This window comes from Kitasatospora sp. NPDC048298 (assembly GCF_043201465.1).
In the GTDB taxonomy this organism is placed as follows: domain Bacteria; phylum Actinomycetota; class Actinomycetes; order Streptomycetales; family Streptomycetaceae; genus Kitasatospora.
On sequence record NZ_JBICYZ010000008.1, the window covers coordinates 203,668 to 228,111 of the forward strand.

Sequence of the window (24,444 nt, forward strand, 5' to 3'; positions counted from 1 at the left end):
CCGCGGTCGGCGGGGCCCGGCGCGCCCTGCCCCCATGCCTGCCCACACTTCTGGAGGTACCCCCATGTCCCGTCGCGACGGCGACGTCCTGCCGCTGACAGCGGCCCAGCGCGAGATCTGGCTCGCCGAGCAACGCTCCCGGACACCGATCCCTGGCTACCGCGTCGGCGAGTGCCTGGAGATCCACGGACCGGTGGACCGGGACCTTTTCGAGACCGCGCTGCGCCGGGTCGTCGACGAGGTCGACGCCCTGCACGTGACCTTCGTCGAGGACGGCGAGGGCCCGCGCCAGGTCCTCCGGGAGAGCTGGGACTGGGCGCCCGCGCACCTCGACCTCAGCGGGGAGCCGGACCCCCGCGCGGCGGCCGTGGCATGGATGGAGCGGGACCTTTTGCGCCCGCTGGACCTCGCCCGCGACCCACTGTTCGGCCACGCGCTGATCAAGGCGTCGCCGACGGAGTTCCTCTGGTACCTGAACTACCACCACGTCGTGCTGGACGCGATCAGCAGCTCCATGCTCCGGCAGCGGGTCGGCGAGGTGTACTCGGCGCTCGCCGAGGGCGGCGCCGTGCCGCCGTGCCCGTTCGGCTCGCTACGGGACCTGGTCGACAGCGACGCCGCCTACCGCGCGTCCGCCGACTTCGCCGCCGACCGCGCCCACTGGACCGGGCGCTTCGCCGACCGGCCCGCCCCGACCCGGCTCACCGACACCTCCGCCACCGACCCGCACCGCGCCCTCCGGCTGGCCGAGGAGCGGGAACTGCGCCGCCCGGACGCCCTGCGGGCGGCGGCCGGGCGTTCCGGCGTCCGGTGGTCCCGGCTGGTGATCGCGGCGACGGCGCTCTACGCCCACCGGCTGACCGGCGACCAGGACGTGGTGCTCGCCATGCCCGTCACCGCGCGCCGGGGCGCCGACCGCGACCTGACGGCGGTGCCGGGCACCATGTCCAACGTGGTGCCGCTGCGGCTGACGGTGCGGCCGGACCTGCCGTGGCGCGAGCTCGTCGCCCAGGCGGCGCGGGAGGTCGAGACGGCCGTCGCACACGAGCGCTACCGCAGCGAGGACCTGCTGCGCGACCTCGGCGCACCCGGCAGCATCGGCACGGCGTTCCCGCTGATCGTCAACATCATGGCCTTCAACTCCCGGCCGAGCTTCGGCGGGCACCCCGCCGACGTGCACCACTTCGTGTCCGGGTCCACCACCGACCTCGCCGTCTGGGTCTTCGACTACCGGGACGGCAACCCCCCGCTGCTGCGGCTGCACGGCTCGCCGGAGGCCTACGGCGACGAGGACCTCGCCGGCCACCAGGAGCGGCTGCTCGCGCTGCTGGACACCCTCGCGGACTGCGACCCGGACGAGCCGGTGGGCCGGATCGAACTGCTCACCGCCGAGGAGCGGCGCGAACTGGCGGTGCTCGGCGCCGGTCCGGTCGCGCCGGCCCCGGCCACGAGCCTGCCGGAGCTGTTCCGGGAGCACGTGCGGGCCACCCCGGACCTGGTCGCGCTGGTCTGCGGCGACATCTTGCTGACGTACGCGGAGCTGGACCGGTGGGCCAACCGGCTGGCGCACGCCCTGATCGAGCGGGGAGCCGGGCCGGAGCGGCGGGTCGCGGTGGCCCTGCCACGCTCCGCGGAGCTGGTGGTGGCGATCCTCGCGGTGCTGAAGACCGGCGCGGCGTACGTCCCGGTCGACCCGGAGTACCCGGCCGCCCGGATCGCCTACCTGCTCGACGACGCCCGGCCGGCCCTGCTGGTCACGGACTCCCGCAGCGAGGGGCGGCTCCCGGAGGCCGGGCCCGTCGACCGGCTGGTGCTCGACGCCGCCGACCTGGACGGGCTGTCGGACACCGACCCGATGGTGGCCGTCGACCCGGACCACCCGGCGTACGTCATCTACACCTCCGGCTCCACCGGGCGGCCCAAGGGCGTGCTGCCGACCCACGGCGGCCTGCTCGACCTGCTCACCGACCTCCGCCAGGTGCAGCTCGCGCCGGTGCTCGCGGAGCGGCAGCGGCTGCGGGTGGCGCTGACCACCTCGGTGTCCTTCGACGCCTCCTGGAACCAGCTGCTCGCCCTGTTCGGGGGCCACGAGCTGCACGTCCTGGAGCACGCGACCTGGACCGACCCGGACGCCTTCGTCGCCTACTCCGCGCGGTGCGGGCTGGACTTCGTCGAGGCGACCCCGTCCTACCTCCAGGTGCTCGTCGAGCACGGGCTGCTGAGCGATCCGCGGCGGCGGCCGGCCGTGGTCGCGGCGGGCGGCGAGGCCGTCCCGGAGCGGCTCTGGGAGCAGCTGCGGGCGGCGGAGGGGGTGCGCTGCCTCAACCTCTACGGACCGTCCGAGTGCACCGTCAACTCGGTGGTGGCACCGGTGGGTTCGAGCCCGAGCCCGGTGATCGGGCGGCCGGTCACCAACGCCCGGCTGCACGTACTGGACAGCGCGTTGCGGCCGCTGCCCGCCGGCGCGGCGGGTGAGCTGTACATCGCGGGCGCCGGGCTGGCGCGCGGTTACCTGAACCGGCCGGGGCTGACCGCCGGGCGCTTCGTCGCCGACCCCTTCGGGCCGGCCGGCTCCCGGATGTACCGCACCGGGGACCTGGTGCGCTGGGACGCGGACGGGAACCTGGAGTTCCTCGGCCGCACGGACGACCAGGTGAAGGTCCGCGGCTTCCGGGTCGAACTCGGCGAGATCGAGGCCGTCCTCGCCGAGCACCCGCTGGTCGCCCGGGCCGCCGTGCTGGTGCGCACCGAGGAGGAACCCCGGCTGGTCGCCTACGCCGTTCCGGAGCCCGGAGCCGCGCTGACCGACACCGTCCTGCGCGACCACCTGCGGGACCGGCTCCCCCGGCACATGGTGCCGGCCGCGTACGTGCTGCTGGACGCGCTGCCGCTGACCCCGAACGGCAAGCTCGACCGCCGGGCCCTCCCCGCGCCCGAGCAGACCACCGCCGTCCGGGGCCGCGCTCCGCGCACCGCGACCGAGTACCTGCTCGCCGGGCTGTTCGCCGAGGTGCTCGGGGTGTCCGAACCCGGCTTGGACGACAGCTTCTTCGACCTCGGCGGGCACTCCCTGCTCGCCACCCGGCTGGTCGCCCGGGCCCGTTCGATCCTCGGCGTGGAACTGCGGCTCGGCGACCTGTTCGACGCGCCGACGGTGGCGGAACTGGCGGCGGCCGTGGACGTCGCGGGCCGGGCGCGCCCGGCGCTGCGGCGGCGCGAGAGGCCGGACACCGTACCGCTGTCCTACGCGCAGCGGCGGCTGTGGTTCCTGCACCGCATGGAACCCGCCCAGAGCGCCACGTACAACATCCCGCTGGCCCTGCGGCTGTCCGGAAGCCTCGACCAGCGGGCCCTGGCGGCCGCCCTGGCGGACCTGGTCGAGCGGCACGAGAGCCTGCGCACCGTCTTCCCGGCGGCGGACGGCGTGCCGTGCCAGCGGGTGCTGGACCCGGAGGAGGCCCGGCCGCGGCTGCGGGTGACCGAGACCGCCGAGCGCGAGCTGCCGGAGCGGCTGGCGGCGGCGGCCCGGTACGGCTTCGACCTCGCCGGGGAACCGCCGCTGCACGCCGAACTCTTCCGGACGGCGGCCGAGGAGCACGTGCTGCTGCTGGTGGTGCACCACATCGCCGGTGACGGCTGGTCGATGGGGCCGCTCTCGTGGGACCTGACGACCGCCTACGCGGCCCGCGCGGAGGGCGCGAAGCCGCAGTGGTCGCCGCTGCCCGTCCAGTACGCCGACTACGCCCTGTGGCAGCGCGAGCTGCTCGGCGACGGCGCCGACCCGGACAGCCTGCTGAACAGCCAACTCGCCTACTGGCGTGAACAGTTGGCGGACCTCCCGGAGCAGGTCGAGCTGCCCTTCGACCGGCCCCGGCCGGCCGCGATGTCCTACCGGGGCGCCCACCTGCCGGTGCGGATCGACGCCGAGCTGCACCAGGGCCTGCGCGCGCTCGCCCGGCACGGCGGGGCCAGCCTCTTCATGGTGCTCCAGGCCGGGCTGGCCGCCCTGCTGGGCAAGCTCGGCGCGGGCACCGACGTCCCGATCGGCACCCCGATCGCCGGACGCACCGACGAGGCCGTGGACGACCTGGTCGGCTTCTTCGTCAACACCCTGGTGCTGCGCACCGACCTCTCCGGAGACCCGTCCTTCACCGAACTGCTCGGGCGGGTGCGCGCCGACGCCCTCGCCGCGTACACGCACCAGGACGTGCCGTTCGAGCACCTGGTGGAGGCGCTGAACCCGACCCGGACACTGGCGCACCACCCGCTGTTCCAGACCATGCTGGCCCTGCAGAACGCGCCGCTCGGCACCTTCGACCTGCCGGGGCTGCGGGTGGCCACCGACCTGGTCCACACCGGGACGGCCAAGTGCGACCTGACCTTCGTCCTGGCCGAACAGCCCGACGGGCTCTCGGGCGTCCTGGAGTACAGCACCGACCTCTTCGACGAGGCCACCGCCGCCGGGATCGTCGAGCGGTGGCTGCGACTGCTGCGCGCCGTGGCGGCCGACCCCGGCCGGCGGATCGGCCGGGTCGACGTGCTGTCCGCCGAGGAACTCGGCGCGCTGCTCCCGGCCCGCACCGACCGGGGCACGCAGCCGCCGGAACTCGGCCTGACCGCGCTGTTCGAGCGGCAGGTGCGGGCGAACCCGGCCGCCGCCGCCCTCACGGACGGCGAAGTCACCCTGACCTACGGCGAGTTGAACGCCCGGGCGAACCGGCTCGCGCACGCCCTGATCGACCGGGGGGTGGGCCCGGAGCAGCTCGTCGCACTGGCCCTGCCGCGCTCGGCGGAGCAGGTCGTGGCGGTGCTCGCCGTGCTCAAGGCGGGCGGCGCGTACCTCCCGGTGGACCCGGACTACCCGGCCGCCCGGATCGCCTACCTGCTCCAGGACGGCCGGCCCGCGCTGCTGGTGACGACCGGCGCGGCCGGTGAGATGCCGGGGGCGGACGGCGTGGACCGGCTGCCGCTGGACACCGCCGACCTGGCCGGACAGCCGGACACCGACCCGAAGGTCGCGGTCGACCCCGGCCAGGCGGCCTACGTCATCCACACCTCCGGCTCCACCGGCAACCCCAAGGGCGTCGTGGTCCCGCACCGGAACGTGGTGCGGCTGTTCGACACCACCCAGGAGCTGTTCGGCTTCTCCGCCGAGGACGTCTGGACGCTCTTCCACTCCTACGCCTTCGACTTCTCGGTGTGGGAGCTGTGGGGCCCGCTGCTGCACGGCGGCCGGCTGGTGGTCGTCGACCACGAGACCAGCCGCTCGCCCCACGCGTTCCTGGAACTCCTCGCCCGCGAGCGGGTGACGGTGCTCAACCAGACGCCCTCCGCCTTCTACCAGCTGATGCGGGCGGACCAGGAGGCGGGGCCCGAACTCGCCCTGCGCACCGTGGTGTTCGGCGGCGAGGCGCTGGAGCACGCCCGGCTGGCGAGCTGGTACGAGCGGCACCCGCAGGACGCGCCGCGGCTGGTCAACATGTACGGCATCACCGAGACCACCGTGCACGTCACCCACGCTGCCCTCGACGGCTCCGGCGCCGCCGCCGGGCAGATCGGCACGGCCCTACCGGACCTGCGGACGTACGTGCTCGACGCCGGCCTGCGCCCGGTCGCCCCGGGCGTCGCGGGCGAGCTGTACGTCGCGGGCCCCGGCCTGGCCCGCGGCTACCTGAACCGGCCCGGCCTGACCGCCGGGCGGTTCCTCGCCGACCCCTTCGGGCCGGCCGGCTCCCGGATGTACCGCAGCGGCGACGTGGTGCGCCGCGCGGCGGACCACAGCCTGCGCTACGTCGGCCGGGCCGACCAGCAGGTCAAGGTCCGCGGCTTCCGCATCGAGCTCGGCGAGATCGAGGCGGCCCTCGCCGCGCACCCCGGCGTCGCCCAGGTCGCCGTGCTGGCCCGGCAGGACCGCGCCGACGACACCCGGCTGGTCGCCTACCTGGTGCCGGCCGCCGCGGCCGCGCCGCGCCCGGCCGAGCTGCGCGGGTACCTGGCCGAGCGGCTGCCGGAGTACCTGGTGCCGTCCGCGTTCGTCCCGCTGGACGCGCTGCCGCTGACCGCCAACGGCAAGCTCGACCGCCGCGCCCTGCCCGCCCCCGACCTCGCCCCGGCGGCCGCCTCCCGCGCGCCGCGCACCCCGCAGGAGCAGATCCTCTGCGAGCTGTTCGCCGAGGTCCTCGGCGTGGCGTCGGCCGGTGTCGAGGACGGCTTCTTCGACCTCGGTGGGCACTCGCTGCTGGCCACCCGCCTGGCCGCCCGGATCCGCGCCACGCTCGGCGTGGAGATGCCGCTGCGCACCCTGTTCGAGGCGCCGACCCCGGCCGGCCTGGCCGCCGCCCTGGTGGCGGCCGGACCGGCGCAGGCCGCCCTGGTGCGGCGCGAGCGCCCCGAGGCGATCCCGCTGTCGTTCGCCCAGCGGCGGCTGTGGTTCCTGCACCAGCTGGAGGGCGCCGGCGCGAACTACCACATCTCCCTCGCCTGGCGGCTGTCCGGGGCGCTGGACCGGCGGGCCCTGGAGGGCGCCGTGGCGGACGTGGTGGCCCGGCACGAGAGCCTGCGCACCGTCTTCCCGGCGGTGGACGGCGTGCCGCACCAGCGGGTGCTGGACGTCGCGGCGGCCCGCCCGCGGCTGCTCGTGAGCCCGACCACCGAGGCCGGGCTGCCGGCCGCGCTGGCGGCGGCGAAGGACCGCCCGTTCGACCTGGCGGTCGACGTGCCGCTGCGGGCCGGGCTGTTCGAGCTGGCACCGGACGACCACGTGTTCCAGCTGGTGCTCCACCACATCGCCGGTGACGGCTGGTCGCTGGGCCCGCTCGCGCAGGGCCTGACCGCCGCCTACGCGGCGCGCCGCCGGGGCGAGGAGCCCCGCTGGGAGGAGCTGCCGGTCCAGTACGTCGACTACACCCTGTGGCAGCACGAGCTGCTGGGCGACGCCACCGACCAGGACAGTCCGTTCGCCCGCCAGTCGGCCTACTGGACCCGACAGTTGGCGGAACTGCCGGAGCGGATCCAGCTGCCCACCGACCGGCCCCGCCCGGCGGTCTCCTCGCACCGGGGCGGTTCCGTGCCCGCCGGGCTGGACGCCGGGCTGCACCGCGGCCTGCGCGAGCTCGCCCGCGCGCACGGGACCAGTCTGTTCATGGTGCTCCAGGCCGGGCTGGCGGCGCTGCTGGGCAAGCTCGGCGCGGGCGAGGACATCCCGGTCGGCAGCCCGGTCGCCGGCCGGACCGACCAGGCGCAGGACGAGCTGGTCGGCTACTTCGTCAACACCCTGGTGTTCCGCACCGACACCTCGGGCGACCCGACCTTCGCCGAACTGCTGGGCCGGGTCCGGGACACCGCGCTGGCCGGGTACGCCCACCAGGACCTTCCGTTCGAGTACCTGGTCGAGCTCCTCAACCCGGCCCGGTCGCTGGCGCACCACCCGCTGTTCCAGGTCATGCTGGTGCTGCAGAACGCCCCCCGGGCCGACTTCGCGCCGCCCGGGCTGCGGGTCGAGGACGTGCCGTCGGCGTCGACCACCGCCAAGCTCGACCTGATCCTCACCATGTCCGAGCGGCACGCCGAGGACGGCACCCCCGAGGGGATCGACGGGTCCGTCGAGTACGCCGCCGACCTGTACGACCCGGCCGCCGTCGAGACGATGATCGAGCGGTGGGAGCGGCTGCTCCGCGCCGCGGTCGCCGACCCTGGGCGGCGGCTCAGCCGGATCGGCCTGCTCACCGCCGAGGAGCACGACGAGCTCACGGCGCTGGGCACCGGCCCGGCGGCCCGGCCGTACACCGCGAGCCTGCCGGAACTGTTCCGGGCCCAGGTGCGGGCGACCCCGGACGCCGTCGCCGTGGTGGCACCGGAGGCCTCGCTGACGTACGCGGAGCTGGACGCCCGGGCGAACCGGCTGGCGCACGCGCTGATCGCGCGCGGGGCGGGGCCGGAGCGGCTGGTGGCCGTGGCGCTGCCGAGGTCGGCCGAGCTGGTGGTGGCGATCCTCGCGGTGCTGAAGACCGGCGCCGCGTACCTCCCCGTCGATCCGGAGTACCCGGCCGCGCGGATCGGGCACATGCTCGACGACGCCCGGCCGGTTCTGGGGCTGACCGACGCCGCCCTCCGGGGCCGGCTGCCGGACGGCCCGGACGGTCCGGCCGGGTGGCTGGTGGTCGACGATCCGGAGACGGCCCGCCTGGTGGCGGGCGGCCCGGCGACGGACCCGGCGGTGGCCGTCGACCCGAACCACCCCGTGTACGTCATCTACACCTCCGGTTCCACCGGCAGGCCCAAGGGCGTGGTGGCGACGCACGGCGGCCTGGCCAACCTGTTCGCCGACCAGCGCCCGCTGGTCTTCCGGACGGGGGAGCGGATGCGGGTGGGGCTGACCACCTCCGTGTCCTTCGACGCCTCCTGCGACCAGCTGTTCGCCCTGTTCGCCGGCCACGAGCTGCACGTCCTGGACGAGGCGACCTGGACCGACCCGGACGCCTACCTCGAGTACGCCGCGCGGACCGGTCTTGCCACCGTCGGCGGAACCCCGTCCTACCTCCAGGTCCTCGTCGAGCGCGGCCTGTTGGACCACCCGCAGTGGCGCCCCTCGATGGTCGGACTGGGCGGCGAGGCCGTTCCGGAGCAGCTGTGGGAGCGGCTGCGGGCGGCCGACGGGGTGTTCGCCCTGAACTACTACGGGCCGTCCGAGTGCACGGTGGACTCGGTGGCCGCGCCGCTGGAGTCGAGCCCGCGCCCGGTGATCGGCCGGCCGCTCGGCGGGGTCCGGCTGCACGTGCTCGACGCCGCGCTGCGGCCGGTGCCCCCGGGCGTGCCGGGCGAGCTGTACATCGCCGGCGCGGGGCTGGCGCGCGGCTACCTGAACCGGCCGGGGCTGACCGCGGGACGGTTCGTGGCGGACCCGTCCGGACCGGCAGGGTCCAGGATGTACCGCACCGGGGACCTGGTGCGCTGGGACGCGGACGGGAACCTGGAGTTCCTCGGCCGCACCGACGACCAGGTCAAGGTCCGCGGCTTCCGGATCGAACTCGGCGAGATCGAGGCGGCCCTGGCGGAACACCCGCAGGTCGCCCGGGCCGCCGTGCTCGTCCGACAGGCCCGGGCGGAGGACCGGCGCCTGGTCGCCTACCCGGTGCCCGTCGCCGGGGCGGAACTCCAGCCGGAGGCGCTGCGGGCGCACCTGCGCGAGCGGCTGCCGGACTACATGGTCCCGGCCGCGTTCGTGTTCCTGGAGAGCCTGCCGCTGACGGTCAGCGGCAAGCTGGACCGGCGGGCCCTGCCCGAGCCCGTGTACACCGCGGCACGGGCGGGCCGGGCCCCGCGCACACCGCAGGAGCACGTCCTCGCCGAGCTGTTCGCCGAGGTGCTGGGCGTGGCAAGGGTCGGGGTCGACGAGGACTTCTTCGACCTCGGCGGGCACTCGCTGCTCGCGACCAGGCTGGTCGCCCGGGCGCGCGCGGCCCTCGGGGTGGAGCTGGAGCTGCGCACCCTGTTCGAGACCCCGACGGTGGCCGGGCTCGCCGCCGGGCTCGCCGGGGCCGGCCGGGCACGGGCCGCGCTGCGCCGCGCCGAGCGGCCCGGCACCGTCCCGCTGTCGTTCGCGCAGCAGCGGCTCTGGTTCCTGCACCAGCTGGAGGACGCCGGCTCGGTCTACAACATGCCGCTGGCGTGGCGGCTGTCCGGCGAGCTCGACCGGGCCGCCCTGCACGCGGCGCTCGGCGACGTCGTCGCCCGGCACGAGAGCCTGCGCACGGTCTACCCCCAGGCCGACGGGGTGCCCCACCAGCACGTGCTGGACGCCGCGGCCGCCCCGCCGCGGCTGCCCGTCACCCGGGTCGGCGAGGCGGAGCTGCCGGGGCGGCTGGCGGCCGTCGCGGCGCGGGGATTCGACCTCGGGGCCGAACCGCCGCTGCGCGCCGAGCTGTTCGCGGTGGCGGACCGGACCGACGAGCACGTGCTGCTCCTGGTGATCCACCACATCGCCGGTGACGGCTGGTCGCTGGGCCCGCTGGCCGCCGACCTGGCCACCGCGTACGCGGCGCGCCGCCGGGGCGAGGAGCCGCGGTGGGCGCCGCTGCCCGTCCAGTACGCCGACTACACCCTGTGGCAGCGCGAGCTGCTCGGCGAGGCGGCCGACCGGGACAGCCTGTTCGCCGGTCAGCTGGACTACTGGACGCGGACGCTGGCGGACCTGCCGGAGCAGATCCGGCTGCCCGCCGACCGCCACCGCCCCGCGACCCCCTCCCACTCCGGCGGCCACCTCGCGGTCGAACTGGACGCGGAGCTGCACGCCGGGCTGGTCCGGGTGGGCCGGGAGCACGGCGCCAGCGTGTACATGGTGCTGCAGGCCGCCCTGGCCTCGCTGCTGGAGAAGCTCGGCGCGGGCACGGACATCCCGCTCGGCAGCCTGATCGCCGGCCGGACCGACCAGGCGCTCGACGACCTCGTCGGGTTCTTCGTCAACACCCTGGTGCTGCGGACCGACACCAGCGGCGACCCGACCTTCGCCGAGCTGCTGGGCCGGGTCCGGGAGGGCGCGCTCGGCGCGTACGCCCACCAGGACCTGCCGTTCGAGCAGGTCGTGGAGGCGCTCAACCCGTCCCGGTCGCTCGCCCGCCAGCCGCTGTTCCAGGTGCTGCTCGCACTGCAGAACACACCTCGCACCGAGTTCGCGCTGAGCGGTCTGGCCGCCGGGATCGTCCCGGTGCGGACGCCGACGACGATGTTCGACCTCGGCTTCCACCTGCTGGAGCGCGGCGGCACCGGCGGGCCGGCCGAGGGCGTCGTCGGGCGGGTCGAGTACAGCACCGACCTGTTCGACCACGCCACGGTGGAGGCGCTGGTCGCCCGGTGGCTGCGGCTGCTGGCGGCCGTGGTCGCCGAGCCGGACCGGCCGCTCAGCCGGATCGACGTGCTCACCGCCGAGGAGCGGCACGAGCTGCTGGTCGCGCGCAACGACACCGCCCGGCCGGTCCCCGCCGCCACGCTGCCGGCCCTGTTCGAGGCGCGGGTCCGGGCCACCCCGGAGGCCGAGGCGGTGGTGTTCGAGTCCACCGTGCTGACGTACCGCGAGCTGAACCGCCGGGCCAACCGCCTGGCGCACGCGCTGATCGCCCGCGGGGTCGGGCCGGAGCAGGTCGTCGCCCTGCGGCTGCCGCGCTCCGCCGAGCTGGTGGTCGCCGTCCTCGCGGTGCTGAAGACCGGTGCGGCGTACCTGCCGGTCGACCCGGACTACCCGGCCGCCCGCATCGCGTACATGCTGGAGGACGCGCGCCCGGCCGTGGTGCTCGACGACCTCGCCGCCGTCACCCCGGCCGGGGAGTGGCCGGAGCACGACCCGGCCGTCGCCGTGGACGCCCGGCACCCGGCCTACGTCATCTACACCTCCGGCTCCACCGGCCGGCCCAAGGCCGTGGTGATGCCCGCCGGCGGGCTGCTGAACCTGCTGGCCTGGCACCACGAGGCCGTCGGCGGCGAACCCGGCACCCGCACCGCGCAGTTCACCGCGATCAGCTTCGACGTCTCGGTGCAGGAGCTGCTCTCCGCGCTGCTGTACGGCAAGACCCTGGTGGTGCCGACCGAGGAGCAGCGCCGCAGCGCCGAGCTGTTCGCGCACTGGCTGGACCGGCACCGGGTGGGCGAGCTTTTCGCGCCCAACCTGGTGGTCGAGGCGCTGGCCGAGGCCGCCGAGGAGGCCGGGCTGGAGCTGCCGGACCTGCGGCTGGTCGCCCAGGCCGGCGAGGCGATGCGGCTCGGCGGTGCGGTGCGCCGCTTCCGGGCCCGCCGCCCGGGCCGGGTGCTGCACAACCACTACGGCCCCGCCGAGACCCATGTGATCACCGCCTACCCGCTGCCGGCCGACCCGGCGGACTGCCCGCTGCCGGTGCCGATCGGCCGGCCGATCGCCAACTGCCGGGTGTACGTGCTGGATTCGGCTCTGCGACCGGTCGCCCCCGGGGTGCTGGGAGAGCTTTACCTGGCGGGGGCGGGGCTGGCCCGCGGCTACCTGAACCGGCCGGGGCTGACGGCGAGCAGGTTCGTCGCCGACCCGTACGGCCCGGCGGGCGCGCTGATGTACCGCACCGGCGACCTGGCCCGCTGGCGCGCCGACAGGGAACTGGAGTTCGCCGGCCGGGTGGACCACCAGGTGAAGGTGCGCGGCTTCCGGATCGAACCGGGCGAGATCGAGGCCGAGCTGACGGCCCACCCGGGCGTCGCCCAGGCGGCCGTGCTCGCCCGCGAGGACCGGCCGGGCGAGACCCGGATCGTCGCGTACGTCGTCCCCCCGGCCGGGACCGGTGCGACGGCGGCGGAGCTGGCGGCGTACCTGCGCGAGCGGCTGCCCGACTACCTGGTGCCGTCCGCGATCGTGCTGCTGGACGCGCTGCCGCTGACGCCCAACGGCAAGCTGGACCGCGCCGCGCTGCCCGCGCCCGAGCCGACCGGCACGACCGGTGGCCGCGCGCCGCGCACCCCGCAGGAGCAGATCCTGTGCGGGCTGTTCGCCGAGGTGCTGGGAGTGGCCCGGGCCGGGGTCGACGAGGACTTCTTCGACCTGGGCGGGCACTCCCTGCTCGCCACCCGGCTGGTCTCACGGGTCCGCGCCACCCTCGGGGTCGAGCTGGAGCTGCGCAGCCTGTTCCGGACCCCGACACCTGCCGGACTGGCGGCCGGGCTGCACGACGCCGGCACCGCACGGCAGGCCCTGGTGCCCCGGCCCCGCCGTGACCCGATGCCGCTGTCCTTCGCCCAGCGCCGGCTCTGGTTCCTCCAGCAGTTCGGCGCGCCGAGCGCCACCTACCACATGCCGCTCGCCCTGCGGCTGTCCGGCGACCTCGACCGGCCCGCGCTGAGCGCCGCGCTCGCGGACGTGGCGGCCCGACACGAGACCCTGCGCACCGTCTTCCCGCACCTCGCCGGAGTCCCGTACCAGCGGGTGCTGGACGCCGCCGAGGCCGCCGTCCCGCTGACCGTGCGCGCGGCCGGGGAGGCGGAACTGCCCGCCCTGCTGCGCGAGGCTGCGGTGCGCGGCTTCGACCTCACCTCCGAGGTGCCGCTGCGGGCGGAGCTGTTCGCGGTGGCGGACCGGACCGACGAGCACGTGCTGCTGCTGGTGATGCACCACATCGTCGGGGACGGCTGGTCCATGGGCCCGCTGGCCCGCGACCTGGCCGCCGCCTACACCGCCCGGCACGGTGGCGGGGCGCCGACCTGGCCGCCGCTGCCGGTGACGTACGGCGACTACACCCTGTGGCAGCACGAGATCCTGGGCGACGAGCAGGACGCCGACAGCGTGTTCGCCCGCCAGGTCGGCTACTGGCGCGAGGCGCTGGCGGGGCTGCCCGAGCAGCTGCGGCTGCCCGCCGACCGGGCGCGCCCGGCCACCATGTCGTACGGCGGCGACCTGCTGGAACTCCGGATCGACGCCGAACTGCACACCGCGCTGGTGGGGTTGGCGCGCCGCTCGGGCACGACCCTGTTCATGGTGCTGCAGGCGGCGCTGGCGGCGCTGTACACCCGGCTGGGTGCGGGGACGGACATCCCGATCGGCAGCCCGATCGCGGGTCGTACCGACGAGGCGCTGGACGAGCTGGTCGGGTTCTTCATCAACACGCTGGTGCTGCGGACGGACACCAGCGGTGATCCGTCGTTCGCCGAACTGCTGGGTCGGGTGCGGGAGACGGCGCTTTCCGCGTACGCGCACCAGGACGTGCCGTTCGAGCACCTGGTCGAGGCGCTGAACCCGTCCCGCTCGCTGTCCCACCACCCGCTGTACCAGACCGGGCTGGTCGTGCAGAACGCGCCGGGCGGCGACTTCGACCTCCCCGGCCTGCGGGTCTCCGGGGTGACCGTGCTCACCGGGACCGCGCGGCTCGACCTGACCTTCGGATTCGCGGAGGAGCACGGGCCGGACGGCGCGCCGGCCGGGCTCAGCGGGGCGGTCGAGTACAGCACCGACCTGTTCGACCGCTCGACGGTCGAGGCGCTGGCGGCCCGGTGGACCAGGCTGCTGGCGGCCGTCGCCGCCGCCCCGGACCGGCCGATCGGCGGGATCGACCTGCTGTCCGCCGAGGAGCGGCGCGAGCTGCTGCCCGCCGTCGACGGCGAGGCGGCCGCGGCGAGCCTGCCGGAGCTGTTCGCGGCGCAGGTCGCGGCGACGCCGGACGCGGTCGCGCTCGTCTGCGGGGACACAGAGCTGACGTACCGTCAGCTGGGCGCGCGGGCGAACCGGTTCGCGCATGCGCTGATCGCGCGCGGCGTCGGCCCGGAGCAGCTGGTGGCGGTGGCGCTGCCGCGCTCGATGGAGGCCATGGTGGCCGTCCTCGGTGTGCTGAAGGCCGGGGCGGCGTACCTGCCGGTGGATCCGGCGTACCCGCCGGCGCGGATCGCGTTCATGCTGGACGACGCCCGTCCGGCGCTGCTGGTCGACGATCCGGCGATGGTCTCGGGCGGGGACTGGCCGGACACCGACCCGGGTGTCGTGGTGGACGTCCGGCATCCGGCGTACGTGATCTACACCTCGGGCTCGACCGGCCGCCCCAAGGGCGTGGCAGTGAGCCACAGCGGGGTGTCGGGCCTGGTGGCGGCGCAGACCGAGCGGCTCGGCGTGGCGCCGGGCAGCCGGGTGCTCCAGTTCGCCTCGCCCGGCTTCGACGCCTCCTTCTGGGACCTGTGCGGCGCCCTGCTGACCGGTGCCGCCCTCGTCCTGGCCCCGGCCGAGGCCCCGCTGGAGGCCCTGACGGACCACCGGCTGGACGTCACCCACGTCACCCTGCCGCCCTCGGCCCTGGCCGCGCTGCCGGAGGACGCGGTGACCGCGTCGACCCTGGTGGTGGCGGGCGAGGCCTGCCCGCCGGAGCTGGTCGCCCGATGGGCGCCGGGCCGGCGGATGATCAACGCGTACGGTCCGACGGAGACGACGGTGTGCGCGACGATGAGCGAGCCGCTGTCGCCGGGGGCGGGCGTGCCGCCGATCGGCGGGCCGGTCGCGGAGTTCCGGGCGTACGTGCTGGACGAGCGGCTGCGTCTCGTGCCGCCGGGGGTGGCGGGGGAGCTGTACGTCGCCGGCCCCGGGCTGGCGCGCGGCTACCTCAACCGGCCCGGTCTGACGGCCGGGCGGTTCGTCGCCTGCCCGTTCGGTGGGGACGGCGACCGCATGTACCGGACCGGCGACCTGGCGCGGCGCCGTGCCGGCGGGGAGCTGGAGTACGTCGGCCGCGCCGACGACCAGGTGAAGGTGCGCGGCTTCCGGGTCGAACTCGGTGAGGTCGAGGCCGCCCTGGCCGACCACCCCGCCGTCGCCCAGGCCGCTGCCGTGGCCGGGGACGACCGGCTCGTCGGCTATGTGGCGGCCCGTCCCGGCGCGGCGGTCCGGCCGGCGGAGCTGGCGGCGCACCTGCGCGAGCGGCTGCCCGACTATCTGGTGCCGTCGGCGTTCGTGGTGCTGGACGCGCTGCCGGTGACGCCGAACGGGAAGCTGGACCGCGCCGCGCTCCCCGCGCCGGAGGCCGCGACCACGGAGGCGGGCCGGGCGCCGCGCACCCCGCAGGAGCAGATCCTGTGCGGCCTGTTCGCCGAGGTGCTCGGCGTGGCCGAGGTCGGCGTCGACGATGACTTCTTCGACCTGGGCGGGCACTCCCTGCTCGCCACCCGACTGGCCGCTCGGGTGCGCTCGGTGCTCGGCGTGGAGCTGGGGCTGCGCGCGCTCTTCCAGGCGCCCACCGTGGCGGGCCTGGCCGAGGCGCTGACCGGCGCCGGCCACGCCCGTCCGGCGCTGACGCCGCACGAGCGACCGGAGGCGGTGCCGCTGTCCTTCGCACAGCGCCGGCTCTGGTTCCTGCACCGCATGGACGCCGCCGCCGCGACCTACCACATCCCGCTGGCGCTCCAGCTGACCGGGACGCTGGACCGGGCGGCGCTGGACCAGGCGCTGGCCGACGTGGTGGCCCGGCACGAGAGCCTGCGGACGGTCTTCCCGGAGATCGACGGCGTCCCCTGCCAGCGCGTCCTGGACCCGGCCGCGGCCCGCCCCCGGGCACGGCTGACCGAGGTGCCGGAGGCCGAACTCTTCGAGCGGCTGGCCGAGTTCGCCCGGCAGCCGTTCGACCTGGCGGCGGAACCCCCGCTGAGGATCGGGCTGTTCGCGCTCGCGGACAAGGCCGACGAGCACGTGCTGCTGCTGGTCATGCACCACATCGCCGGCGACGGCTGGTCCACCGGCCCGCTGGCCCGGGACCTGGCCGAGGTGTACGCGGCCCGCAGCCGGGGTGAGGAGCCGCAGTGGGCCCCGCTGCCGGTGCAGTACGCCGACTACACGCTGTGGCAGCGCGAGCTGCTCGGCGACGCCGCCGACCCGCGGAGCCGGTTCGCCGAGCAACTCGGCTACTGGAAGCGGCAGTTGTCCGACCTCCCGGAGCTGCTCGCGCTGCCCACCGACCGGCCCCGGCCGGCCGTCGCCGGCTGGCACGGGGACCACGTCGGCCTGCGGCTCGACGCCGAACTGCACGCCGCCCTCACGGAGTTGGCGCGGCGCACCGGGACGAGTCTGTTCATGGTGCTGCAGGCGGCGCTGGCGGCGCTGTACACCCGGCTGGGTGCGGGGACGGACATCCCGATCGGCAGCCCGATCGCGGGTCGTACCGACGAGGCGCTGGACGAGCTGGTCGGGTTCTTCGTGAACACGCTGGTGCTGCGCACCGACACCAGCGGTGATCCGAGCTTCGCCGAGCTGCTGGGCCGGGTGCGGGAGACGGCGCTGTCGGCGTACGCGCACCAGGACGTGCCGTTCGAGCACCTGGTGGAGGTGCTGAACCCCGCCCGCTCGCTGTCCCACCACCCGCTGTTCCAGACGATCCTGGCCGTGCAGAACGCGCCGATGGGCCGGTTCTCGCTGCCCGGGCTGGACGTCGCCACCTACGCGGTGGCCACCGGAACCGCCAAGTTCGACCTCGGAGTGAGCCTGGTCGAGCAGTTCGGCCCGGACGGGAGCCCCGCCGGGATCGTCGGCGCGGTCGAGTACGCCACCGACCTGTTCGACCGCTCGACGGTCGCCACCCTGGCCGCACGGTGGGCCAGGCTGCTGGAGGCGGTCACCGCCGACCCGGAACAGCCGATCGAGGGGATCGACCTCCTCGGCGCCGACGAGCGGCACCGGCTGCTGGAGCGCGGCAACGCGACCGCCCGCGAGGTGGACGCCGTCCCGGTGCCGCGGGCCTTCGCCGCGCAGGTCGCGGCGACCCCGGACGCGGTCGCGCTCGTCCATGGCGAGATCGAGCTGACGTATCATCAGTTGAACGCGCGGGCGAACCGGTTCGCGCATGCGCTGATCGCGCGCGGTGTCGGCCCGGAGCGGCTGGTGGCGGTGGCGCTGCCGCGCTCGGTGGAGGCCGTGGTGGCCGTCCTGGGTGTGCTGAAGGCCGGGGCGGCGTACCTGCCGGTGGATCCGGCGTACCCGCCGGCGCGGATCGCGTTCATGCTGGACGACGCCCGTCCGGCGCTGCTGGTCGACGATCCGGCGATGGTCTCGGGCGGGGACTGGCCGGACACCGACCCGGAGGTCGCGCTCGACGTCCGGCACCCGGCGTACGTGATCTACACCTCCGGTTCGACCGGCCGCCCCAAGGGCGTCGTGGTCGGCCACGGCGGTGTGGCCAGTCTGGTGGCCGCCCAGATCGAGCGGTTCGCGATCGAGCCCGGCAGCCGGGTGCTCCAGTTCGCCTCGCCCAGCTTCGACGCCTCGGTGTCGGAGATCTTCACCGCCCTGCTGCGCGGCGCGGCCCTGGTGCTGCCCCCGGCGGCCGAGCCGGTGTCCGCGCTGACCGACCCGCGCCTGGCGGTCACCCATGTGACCGTGCCGCCGTCCGTCCTGGCCGCCCTGCCGGTGTGCTCGGTGGCGGTGTCCACGCTGGTGGTGGCCGGTGAGGCCTGCCCGCCGGAGCTGGTGGACCGCTGGGCGCCGGGCCGGCGGATGATCAACGCGTACGGTCCGACCGAGACGACCGTGTGCGCGACGATGAGCGACCCGCTGTCGCCGGCGTCCGGCGTGCCGCCGATCGGCCGTCCGATCACCAACGCCCGCGTCTACGTGCTGGACGAGCGGCTGCGGCCGGTGCCGCCGGGAGTGCCGGGGGAGCTGTACGTGGCCGGCGCCGGGCTGGCGCGCGGGTACCTGAACCGGCCCGGTCTCACGGCCGGGCGGTTCGTCGCCTGCCCGTTCGATCCCTCGGGCGCCAGGATGTACCGCACCGGTGACGTGGTCCGCTTTCGTGCCGACAGCCAGCTGGAGTACCTCGGCCGGGCCGACGACCAGGTGAAGGTGCGCGGCTTCCGGGTCGAGCCCGGCGAGGTCGAGTCGGCCCTGGCCGAGCACCCCGCCGTCGCCCGGGCCGCCGTCCTCGCCCAGGACGACCGGCTCATCGGCTACGTCGTCCCGCGCCAGGAACCCGCCCGCGACAGCGGCATCGAGGCCGACCACGTGGACGAGTGGCGGGGCATCTACGACGCCCTGCCCATCACCCCCGAGGAAGCCACGTTCGGCCAGAACTTCGTCGGCTGGAACAGCAGTTACGACGCCGCCCCGATCCCCGTCGAGCAGATGCGGGAGTGGCGCGACGCGACCGTCTCCCGCATCCTGGCCCTGCGCCCCCGCCGGGTCCTGGAGGTCGGCGTCGGCACCGGCCTGCTGCTCTCCCGGATCGCCCCGCACTGTGAGACCTACTGGGCGACCGACTTCTCCGCCACCGCGATCGACGCGCTCGCCGCCCAGGTGGCGCGCCGACCGGACCTGGCCGAGCGCGTCGTGCTCCGGACCCGCCCGGCACACGACACCGACGGGCTGCCGGCCGGGGCGTTCGACACCATCGTGATCAACTCGGTGGTGCAGTACTTCCCGTCCGCCGAGTACCTCGCCGACGTGATCGGGAAGCTGACGGCGCTGCTCGCCCCCGGTGGCGCGCTGTTCATCGGTGACGTCCGCAACCTGAGGCTGCTGCGCCCGCTGGCCACGGCCGTCCAGCTGCACCGGGCCGGGGACGGCGCCGACCTCGCGGCCGTGCGCCGCGCGGTGGAGCAGGCCCTGCGGGTCGAGAAGGAACTCCTGGTCGACCCGGACTTCTTCACCGTCCTGCGGGAGCGTGGCGCGGAGCACGGCACGGACATCGGCGCGGTGGCCGTGGAGGTCAAGCGCGGCCGCCACCACAACGAACTGAGCCGCTACCGCTACGACGTGACGCTGCACAAGCGGCCCGCCGTACCCGTCCGGCCGCTGGACCTGGCCTGGGGCCGGGACGTCGCCGGCCTGGCGGAGCTGCGCGAACTGCTCGGGCGACCGGGCACTGGCCCGGTGCGCTTTACCGGGATCCCGAACCGCCGCGTCGCGCGCGAGGCCGAGCTGGCCCGGGCGGTGCGCGACGGCGACGGCACACTCGCCGGGCTGCTGGAGCGGCTGCACGGCCCGGACGGCGCCGACCTGCCCGACCCGGAGGACTTCCACGCCCTCGGTGGGGAGCTCGGCCGCCGGGTGGACCTCACCTGGTCGGCCGACGCGCCCGAAGCCCTCGACGCGCTCTTCACCGGCTCCACCGCCTCCACCGACGGGCCGGCGGACGCACCCGTCGAGGCCTACCGGCCGGTGCGCAGCGGCGGCACCGCGCTGTCCTCGCTGACCAACCGCCCGACCGGCAGCCGGGGCACCGGCGCCCTCATCGGCGAACTCCGCGACTGGCTGCGGGGCCGGCTGCCCGACTACCTGGTCCCCTCGGCGTTCGTGGCGCTGGACGCGCTGCCGCTGACCGCCAGCGGCAAGCTCGACCGCCGTGCCCTGCCCGCCCCCGACCTCGGCCCGGCCGTGGCCGGGCGGGCGCCGCGCACCCCGCAGGAACAGCTCCTCGCCGAGCTGTTCGCCGAGGTGCTCGGCCTGGCGCAGGTCGGGGTCGAGGACAGCTTCTTCGACCTGGGCGGCCACTCCCTGCTGGCGACCCGGCTGGCCTCCCGGGTCCGGGCGACCCTCGGCGCGGAACTGGAGGTCCGCACGCTCTTCGAGACCCCGACCGTGGCCGCCCTGGCGGCCCGCCTGGACGGCTCCGGAACGGCGCGGCCCGCGCTGACCGCCCAGTCCCGCCCCGAGCACGTGCCGCTGTCCTTCGCCCAGCGCCGGCTGTGGTTCCTGCACCGGATGGACGGGCCGAGCGCCACCTACAACATGCCGCTCGCGCTGCGCCTGACCGGCGACCTCGACCCGCCGGCCCTGCACGCCGCGCTCGCGGACGTGGTCGCCCGGCACGAGAGCCTGCGGACGGTCTTCCGCGAGACGGACGGCGTGCCGTACCAGGTCGTGCTGAGCGCCGCGGACGCGTACCCCGAGCTGCCGCTGGTCGAGCTCGACGAGGGCCGCCTGGCCGAACGGCTGGCGCAGACGGCCCGGCGCGGCTTCGACCTGGCCGCGGAGCCGCCCCTGCGGGCGGAGCTGTACGCGCTCGCGCCCGACCGGCACGCGCTGCTGGTCGTGGTGCACCACATCGCCGCCGACGGCTGGTCGATGGGCCCGCTCTCCGCCGACCTGGCCGCCGCCTACGCGGCCCGCTGCCGGGGCGAGGAGCCGCGGTGGACCACGCTGGCGGTGCAGTACGCCGACTACACCGGCTGGCAGCGCGACCTGCTCGGCGACGCCGCCGACCCGGACAGCCTGTTCGCCCGGCAACTGGCCTACTGGAAGGACGAGTTGACGGGAATGCCGGAGCAGCTCCAGCTGCCCGCCGACCGGCCCCGCCCGCCGGTGGCCTCCCAGCTGGGCGACCGGGTCGCGGTCCGGCTGGACGCCGAACTGCACCAGGCCCTGCGGGACCTCGCCACCGAGCGCGGCGCCAGCATGTTCATGGTGCTCCAGGCCGGCCTCGCCGCGCTGCTCACCCGGCTCGGCGCCGGCACCGACATCCCGATCGGCAGCCCGATCGCCGGCCGCACCGACCAGGCACTGGACGAGCTCGTCGGCTTCTTCGTCAACACCCTGGTGCTGCGCACCGACACCGGCGGCGACCCCGGATTCGCCGAACTGCTCGGCCGGGTGCGGCAGAAGGCGCTCACCGCGTACGACCACCAGGACGTGCCGTTCGAGTACCTGGTCGAGGTGGTCAACCCGGCGCGGTCGCTGGCCCGCCACCCGCTGTTCCAGGTCATGCTGGCCCTGCAGAACGCGCCGCTGGGCGAGTTCGCGCTGCCGGGGCTGGAGACCGGCCACCTGGAGGCGCCGACCGGGACCTCCCGGGTCGACCTGACCTTCAGTCTGGCCGAGCAGTTCGGCCCGGACGGTGCCCCCGACGGCCTGGTCGGCGCGGTGGAGTACGCCACCGACCTGTTCGACGCGCCCACCGTGGAGCTGCTGTTCGACCGCCTGGCCCGGCTGTTGCGTACCGCGGTCGCCGACCCGGACCGGCCGATCGGCCGGATCGACCTCCTCTCCGAGGCGGAACGCCACCGGCTGCTGCACGGGTTCAACGACACGGCCGCCGAGCTGCCCCGGGCCGCGGTGCCGGAGTTGTTCGCCCGCCAGGTGCGGGCCACCCCGGACGCGGTGGCCGTCGTGGCGGCCGGCACCGAGCTGACCTACCGGGAGCTCGACCGGCGCTCCAGCCGGCTCGCCCGGGCACTGGTCCGCCGGGGCGTCCGGCGGGAGACACCCGTCGCGGTGCTGATGGAACGCTCGGCGGACCTGGTCACGGCCATCCTGGCGATCGTCAGGGCGGGCGGCGCCTACGTGCCGCTGGACTCGCGCTTCCCGGCGTCCCGGATCGAACTGATCCTGCGGGAGAGCGGCGCGGCCCTGGTGCTCACCGAGGAGGTGCTGGCCGCTCTGGTGGACGCCGAACCCGATCCGTCCGACGTCGAAGTCACGTGTGAGCCACAGCAGTTGGTGTACATCATGTACACCTCGGGCTCGACCGGGCGGCCGAAGGGCGTGGCCGTCACCCACCGCGACGTGGTCGGCCACGCGCTGACCCCCGAATGGCGCGGCGGCGGACACGAGCGGGTGCTGATGCACTCCCCGACGGCCTTCGACCTCTCGACCTACGAGCTGTGGGTGCCACTCCTCAACGGCGGCCGGATCGTGGTCGCACCGCCCGAGCAGCTCGACCTCGACCTGCTCCAGCACACCATCGGCACCCACGGGGTGACCGGACTGTGGCTCACCGCCGGACTCTTCCGGCTGGTGGCTGAGGAGCGCCCCGGCCTGCTCGCCGGGGTGCGCGAGGTGTGGACCGGCGGCGACGTGGTCTCCCCGGCCGCTGCCGCCCGGGTGCTGGAGGCCTGCCCCGGCATCGAGGTGGTCAACGGTTACGGCCCCACCGAGGCCACCACCCTGGCCACCTGCCACCCGGTCCGCGACCTGCCCGAGCAGGCCGCCTCCGTGCCGATCGGCGGCCCGATGGCCAACATGCGCGCCTACGTGCTCGACGACCACCTGCGGCCGCTGCCCGCGGGGATGGTCGGCGAGCTGTACCTCGCGGGGGTCGGCGTCGCCCGCGGCTACCACGGCCGGCCCGGCCTCACCGCGGAGCGCTTCACCGCCGACCCGTACGGGCCGTCCGGGAGCCGGATGTACCGCACCGGCGACCTGGCCTGGTGGCGGCCCGAGGGCACCCTGGAGTTCGCCGGACGCGCCGACCACCAGGTCAAGCTGCGCGGTCTGCGGATCGAGCCCGGCGAGATCGAGGCCGTCCTGGCGGGCTGCCCGGGCGTCGCCCAGGCGGCCGTGGTCGCCCGCGAGGACCGGCCCGGCGACAAGCGGCTGGTCGCCTACCTGGTGCCCGCCGCCGAGGGCGCGCCCGAGGCGGTCGAGCTGTCCGGCCGGCTGCGCCGCGAACTGCCCGACTACATGGTGCCGGCGGCGTTCGTCACCGTGGACGCGCTGCCGCTGACCGCCAACGGCAAGCTCGACCGGGCCGCCCTGCCCGCCCCCGAGTACGGGACGTCGGACGCCGGCCGCGGCCCCCGGACGCCGCAGGAGCAGCTGCTGTGCGGCCTGTTCGCCGAGGTCCTCGGCCGGGAGCTGGTGTCCATCGACGACAACTTCTTCGACCTGGGCGGGCACTCGCTGCTGGCCGCCCGGCTGGCCTCCCGGGTCCGCGAGACCCTCGGCCTGGAGCTGGGGCTGCGCATGCTGTTCGAGGCGCCGACCGTGGCCGGGCTCACCGAGCGCCTGGTCATGAACGATCCCGACGACGCGCTGGACGTGGTGCTGCCGCTGCGCTCGACCGGGACGGGCACGCCGCTGTTCTGCGTCCACCCCGGCGGCGGCATCAGCTGGTCGTACAGCGGGCTGCTGAACCACGTCGGCCCGCAGCACCCGGTCTACGCGATCCAGGCGCGCGGCCTCGGCCGGCCCGAACCGCTGCCGACGTCCTACGAGGAGATGGCGGCCGACTACGCCGACCACATCCGGAAGATCCAGCCGGAGGGCCCGTACCTGCTGCTCGGCTGGTCCGCCGGCGGGTTGATCGCCCACGCGCTCGCCTGCGAGCTGCAGTCGCGCGGCGAGCGGACCGCGCTGCTGGCGATCCTCGACGCCTACCCGGTGAAGGACGTGAAGTTCGAGGAGGTGCCGGTGCCCACCGAGCGGGACGTGCTCGTCGGGGTGCTCGACGTCGACCCGGACGAGCTGGGCGACCGGGAGATCACCTACGCGGAGGTCGCCGAGGTGCTGAACCGGCGGGGCAGCGCGCTGGCCGGCCTGACCGAGCGGCAGGTCGAGGTGGTCGTCCAGATCATGATCAACAACGCGAAGCTGGCGGTCGACTTCGTCCCCGGGACGTTCGACGGGGACCTGCTGCTCTTCAACTCCACGATCGACCGGAGCGCCGAGGACAACGCCGGGCCGGGGATCTGGCAGCCCTACGTCACCGGCCGGATCGAATCGCACGAGGTCACCACCCGGCACAACCGGATGACCCAACCCGGCTCGCTGGCCCAGATCGGACCGGTCCTGGCCGCCAGGATCGCCGACGTCACCGGCGACGCCACCGTTTCCCACCACCAGGAGGACTGACCCATGACCAACCCCTTCGACGACCAGGACGGCACCTTCCTCGTGCTCGTCAACGACGAGAACCAGCACTCGCTGTGGCCGCAGTTCGCGGACGTCCCGGCCGGCTGGACCGTCGCCCACGGCCCGGACACCCACGCGGCCTGCCTGGAGTACGTCGAGAAGTCCTGGACCGACATGCGGCCCAGGAGCCTGGCCGAGGCCATGGACGCCCGGCGGTAGCCGACGTGACCACCACCGACACCACGGACGGGGCCCGCGACACCGCGGGCCCCCCCCCGCCCCCCCCCCCCCCCCCCGGCCAGCACACCCCCCCCCCCCCCCCCCACCCCCCGCCCCCAGACCACCCCCCCGACCAGGGCACCCCCCCCGCCCCCCCCCCCCCCGAACCCGTCTAAACCCCGCATCGC

At 75.4% G+C, this 24,444-nt stretch carries 2 protein-coding genes; both read left to right on the plus strand.

All coding sequences use genetic code 11. The features are described 5' to 3' along the window. The first annotated feature begins 64 nt into the window (after window positions 1-64). Window positions 65-24,037, plus strand: coding sequence for a non-ribosomal peptide synthase/polyketide synthase (locus tag ACGF0D_RS09990; RefSeq protein WP_392914580.1), 23,973 nt, complete (start codon window positions 65-67; stop codon window positions 24,035-24,037). Between the two features lie 3 nt (window positions 24,038-24,040). Next, complete coding sequence (locus tag ACGF0D_RS09995; protein ID WP_392878922.1) at window positions 24,041-24,256, plus strand: MbtH family protein; 216 nt, start codon at window positions 24,041-24,043, stop codon at window positions 24,254-24,256. The last annotated feature ends 188 nt before the right edge of the window (window positions 24,257-24,444 follow it).

What these genes read in the sequence shown, in the direction of transcription:
- ACGF0D_RS09995 (WP_392878922.1), top strand. Translation starts at nt 24,041, where the DNA reads ATGACCAACCCCTTCGACGACCAGGACGGCACCTTCCTCGTGCTCGTC.
- ACGF0D_RS09990 (WP_392914580.1), top strand. Translation starts at nt 65, where the DNA reads ATGTCCCGTCGCGACGGCGACGTCCTGCCGCTGACAGCGGCCCAGCGC.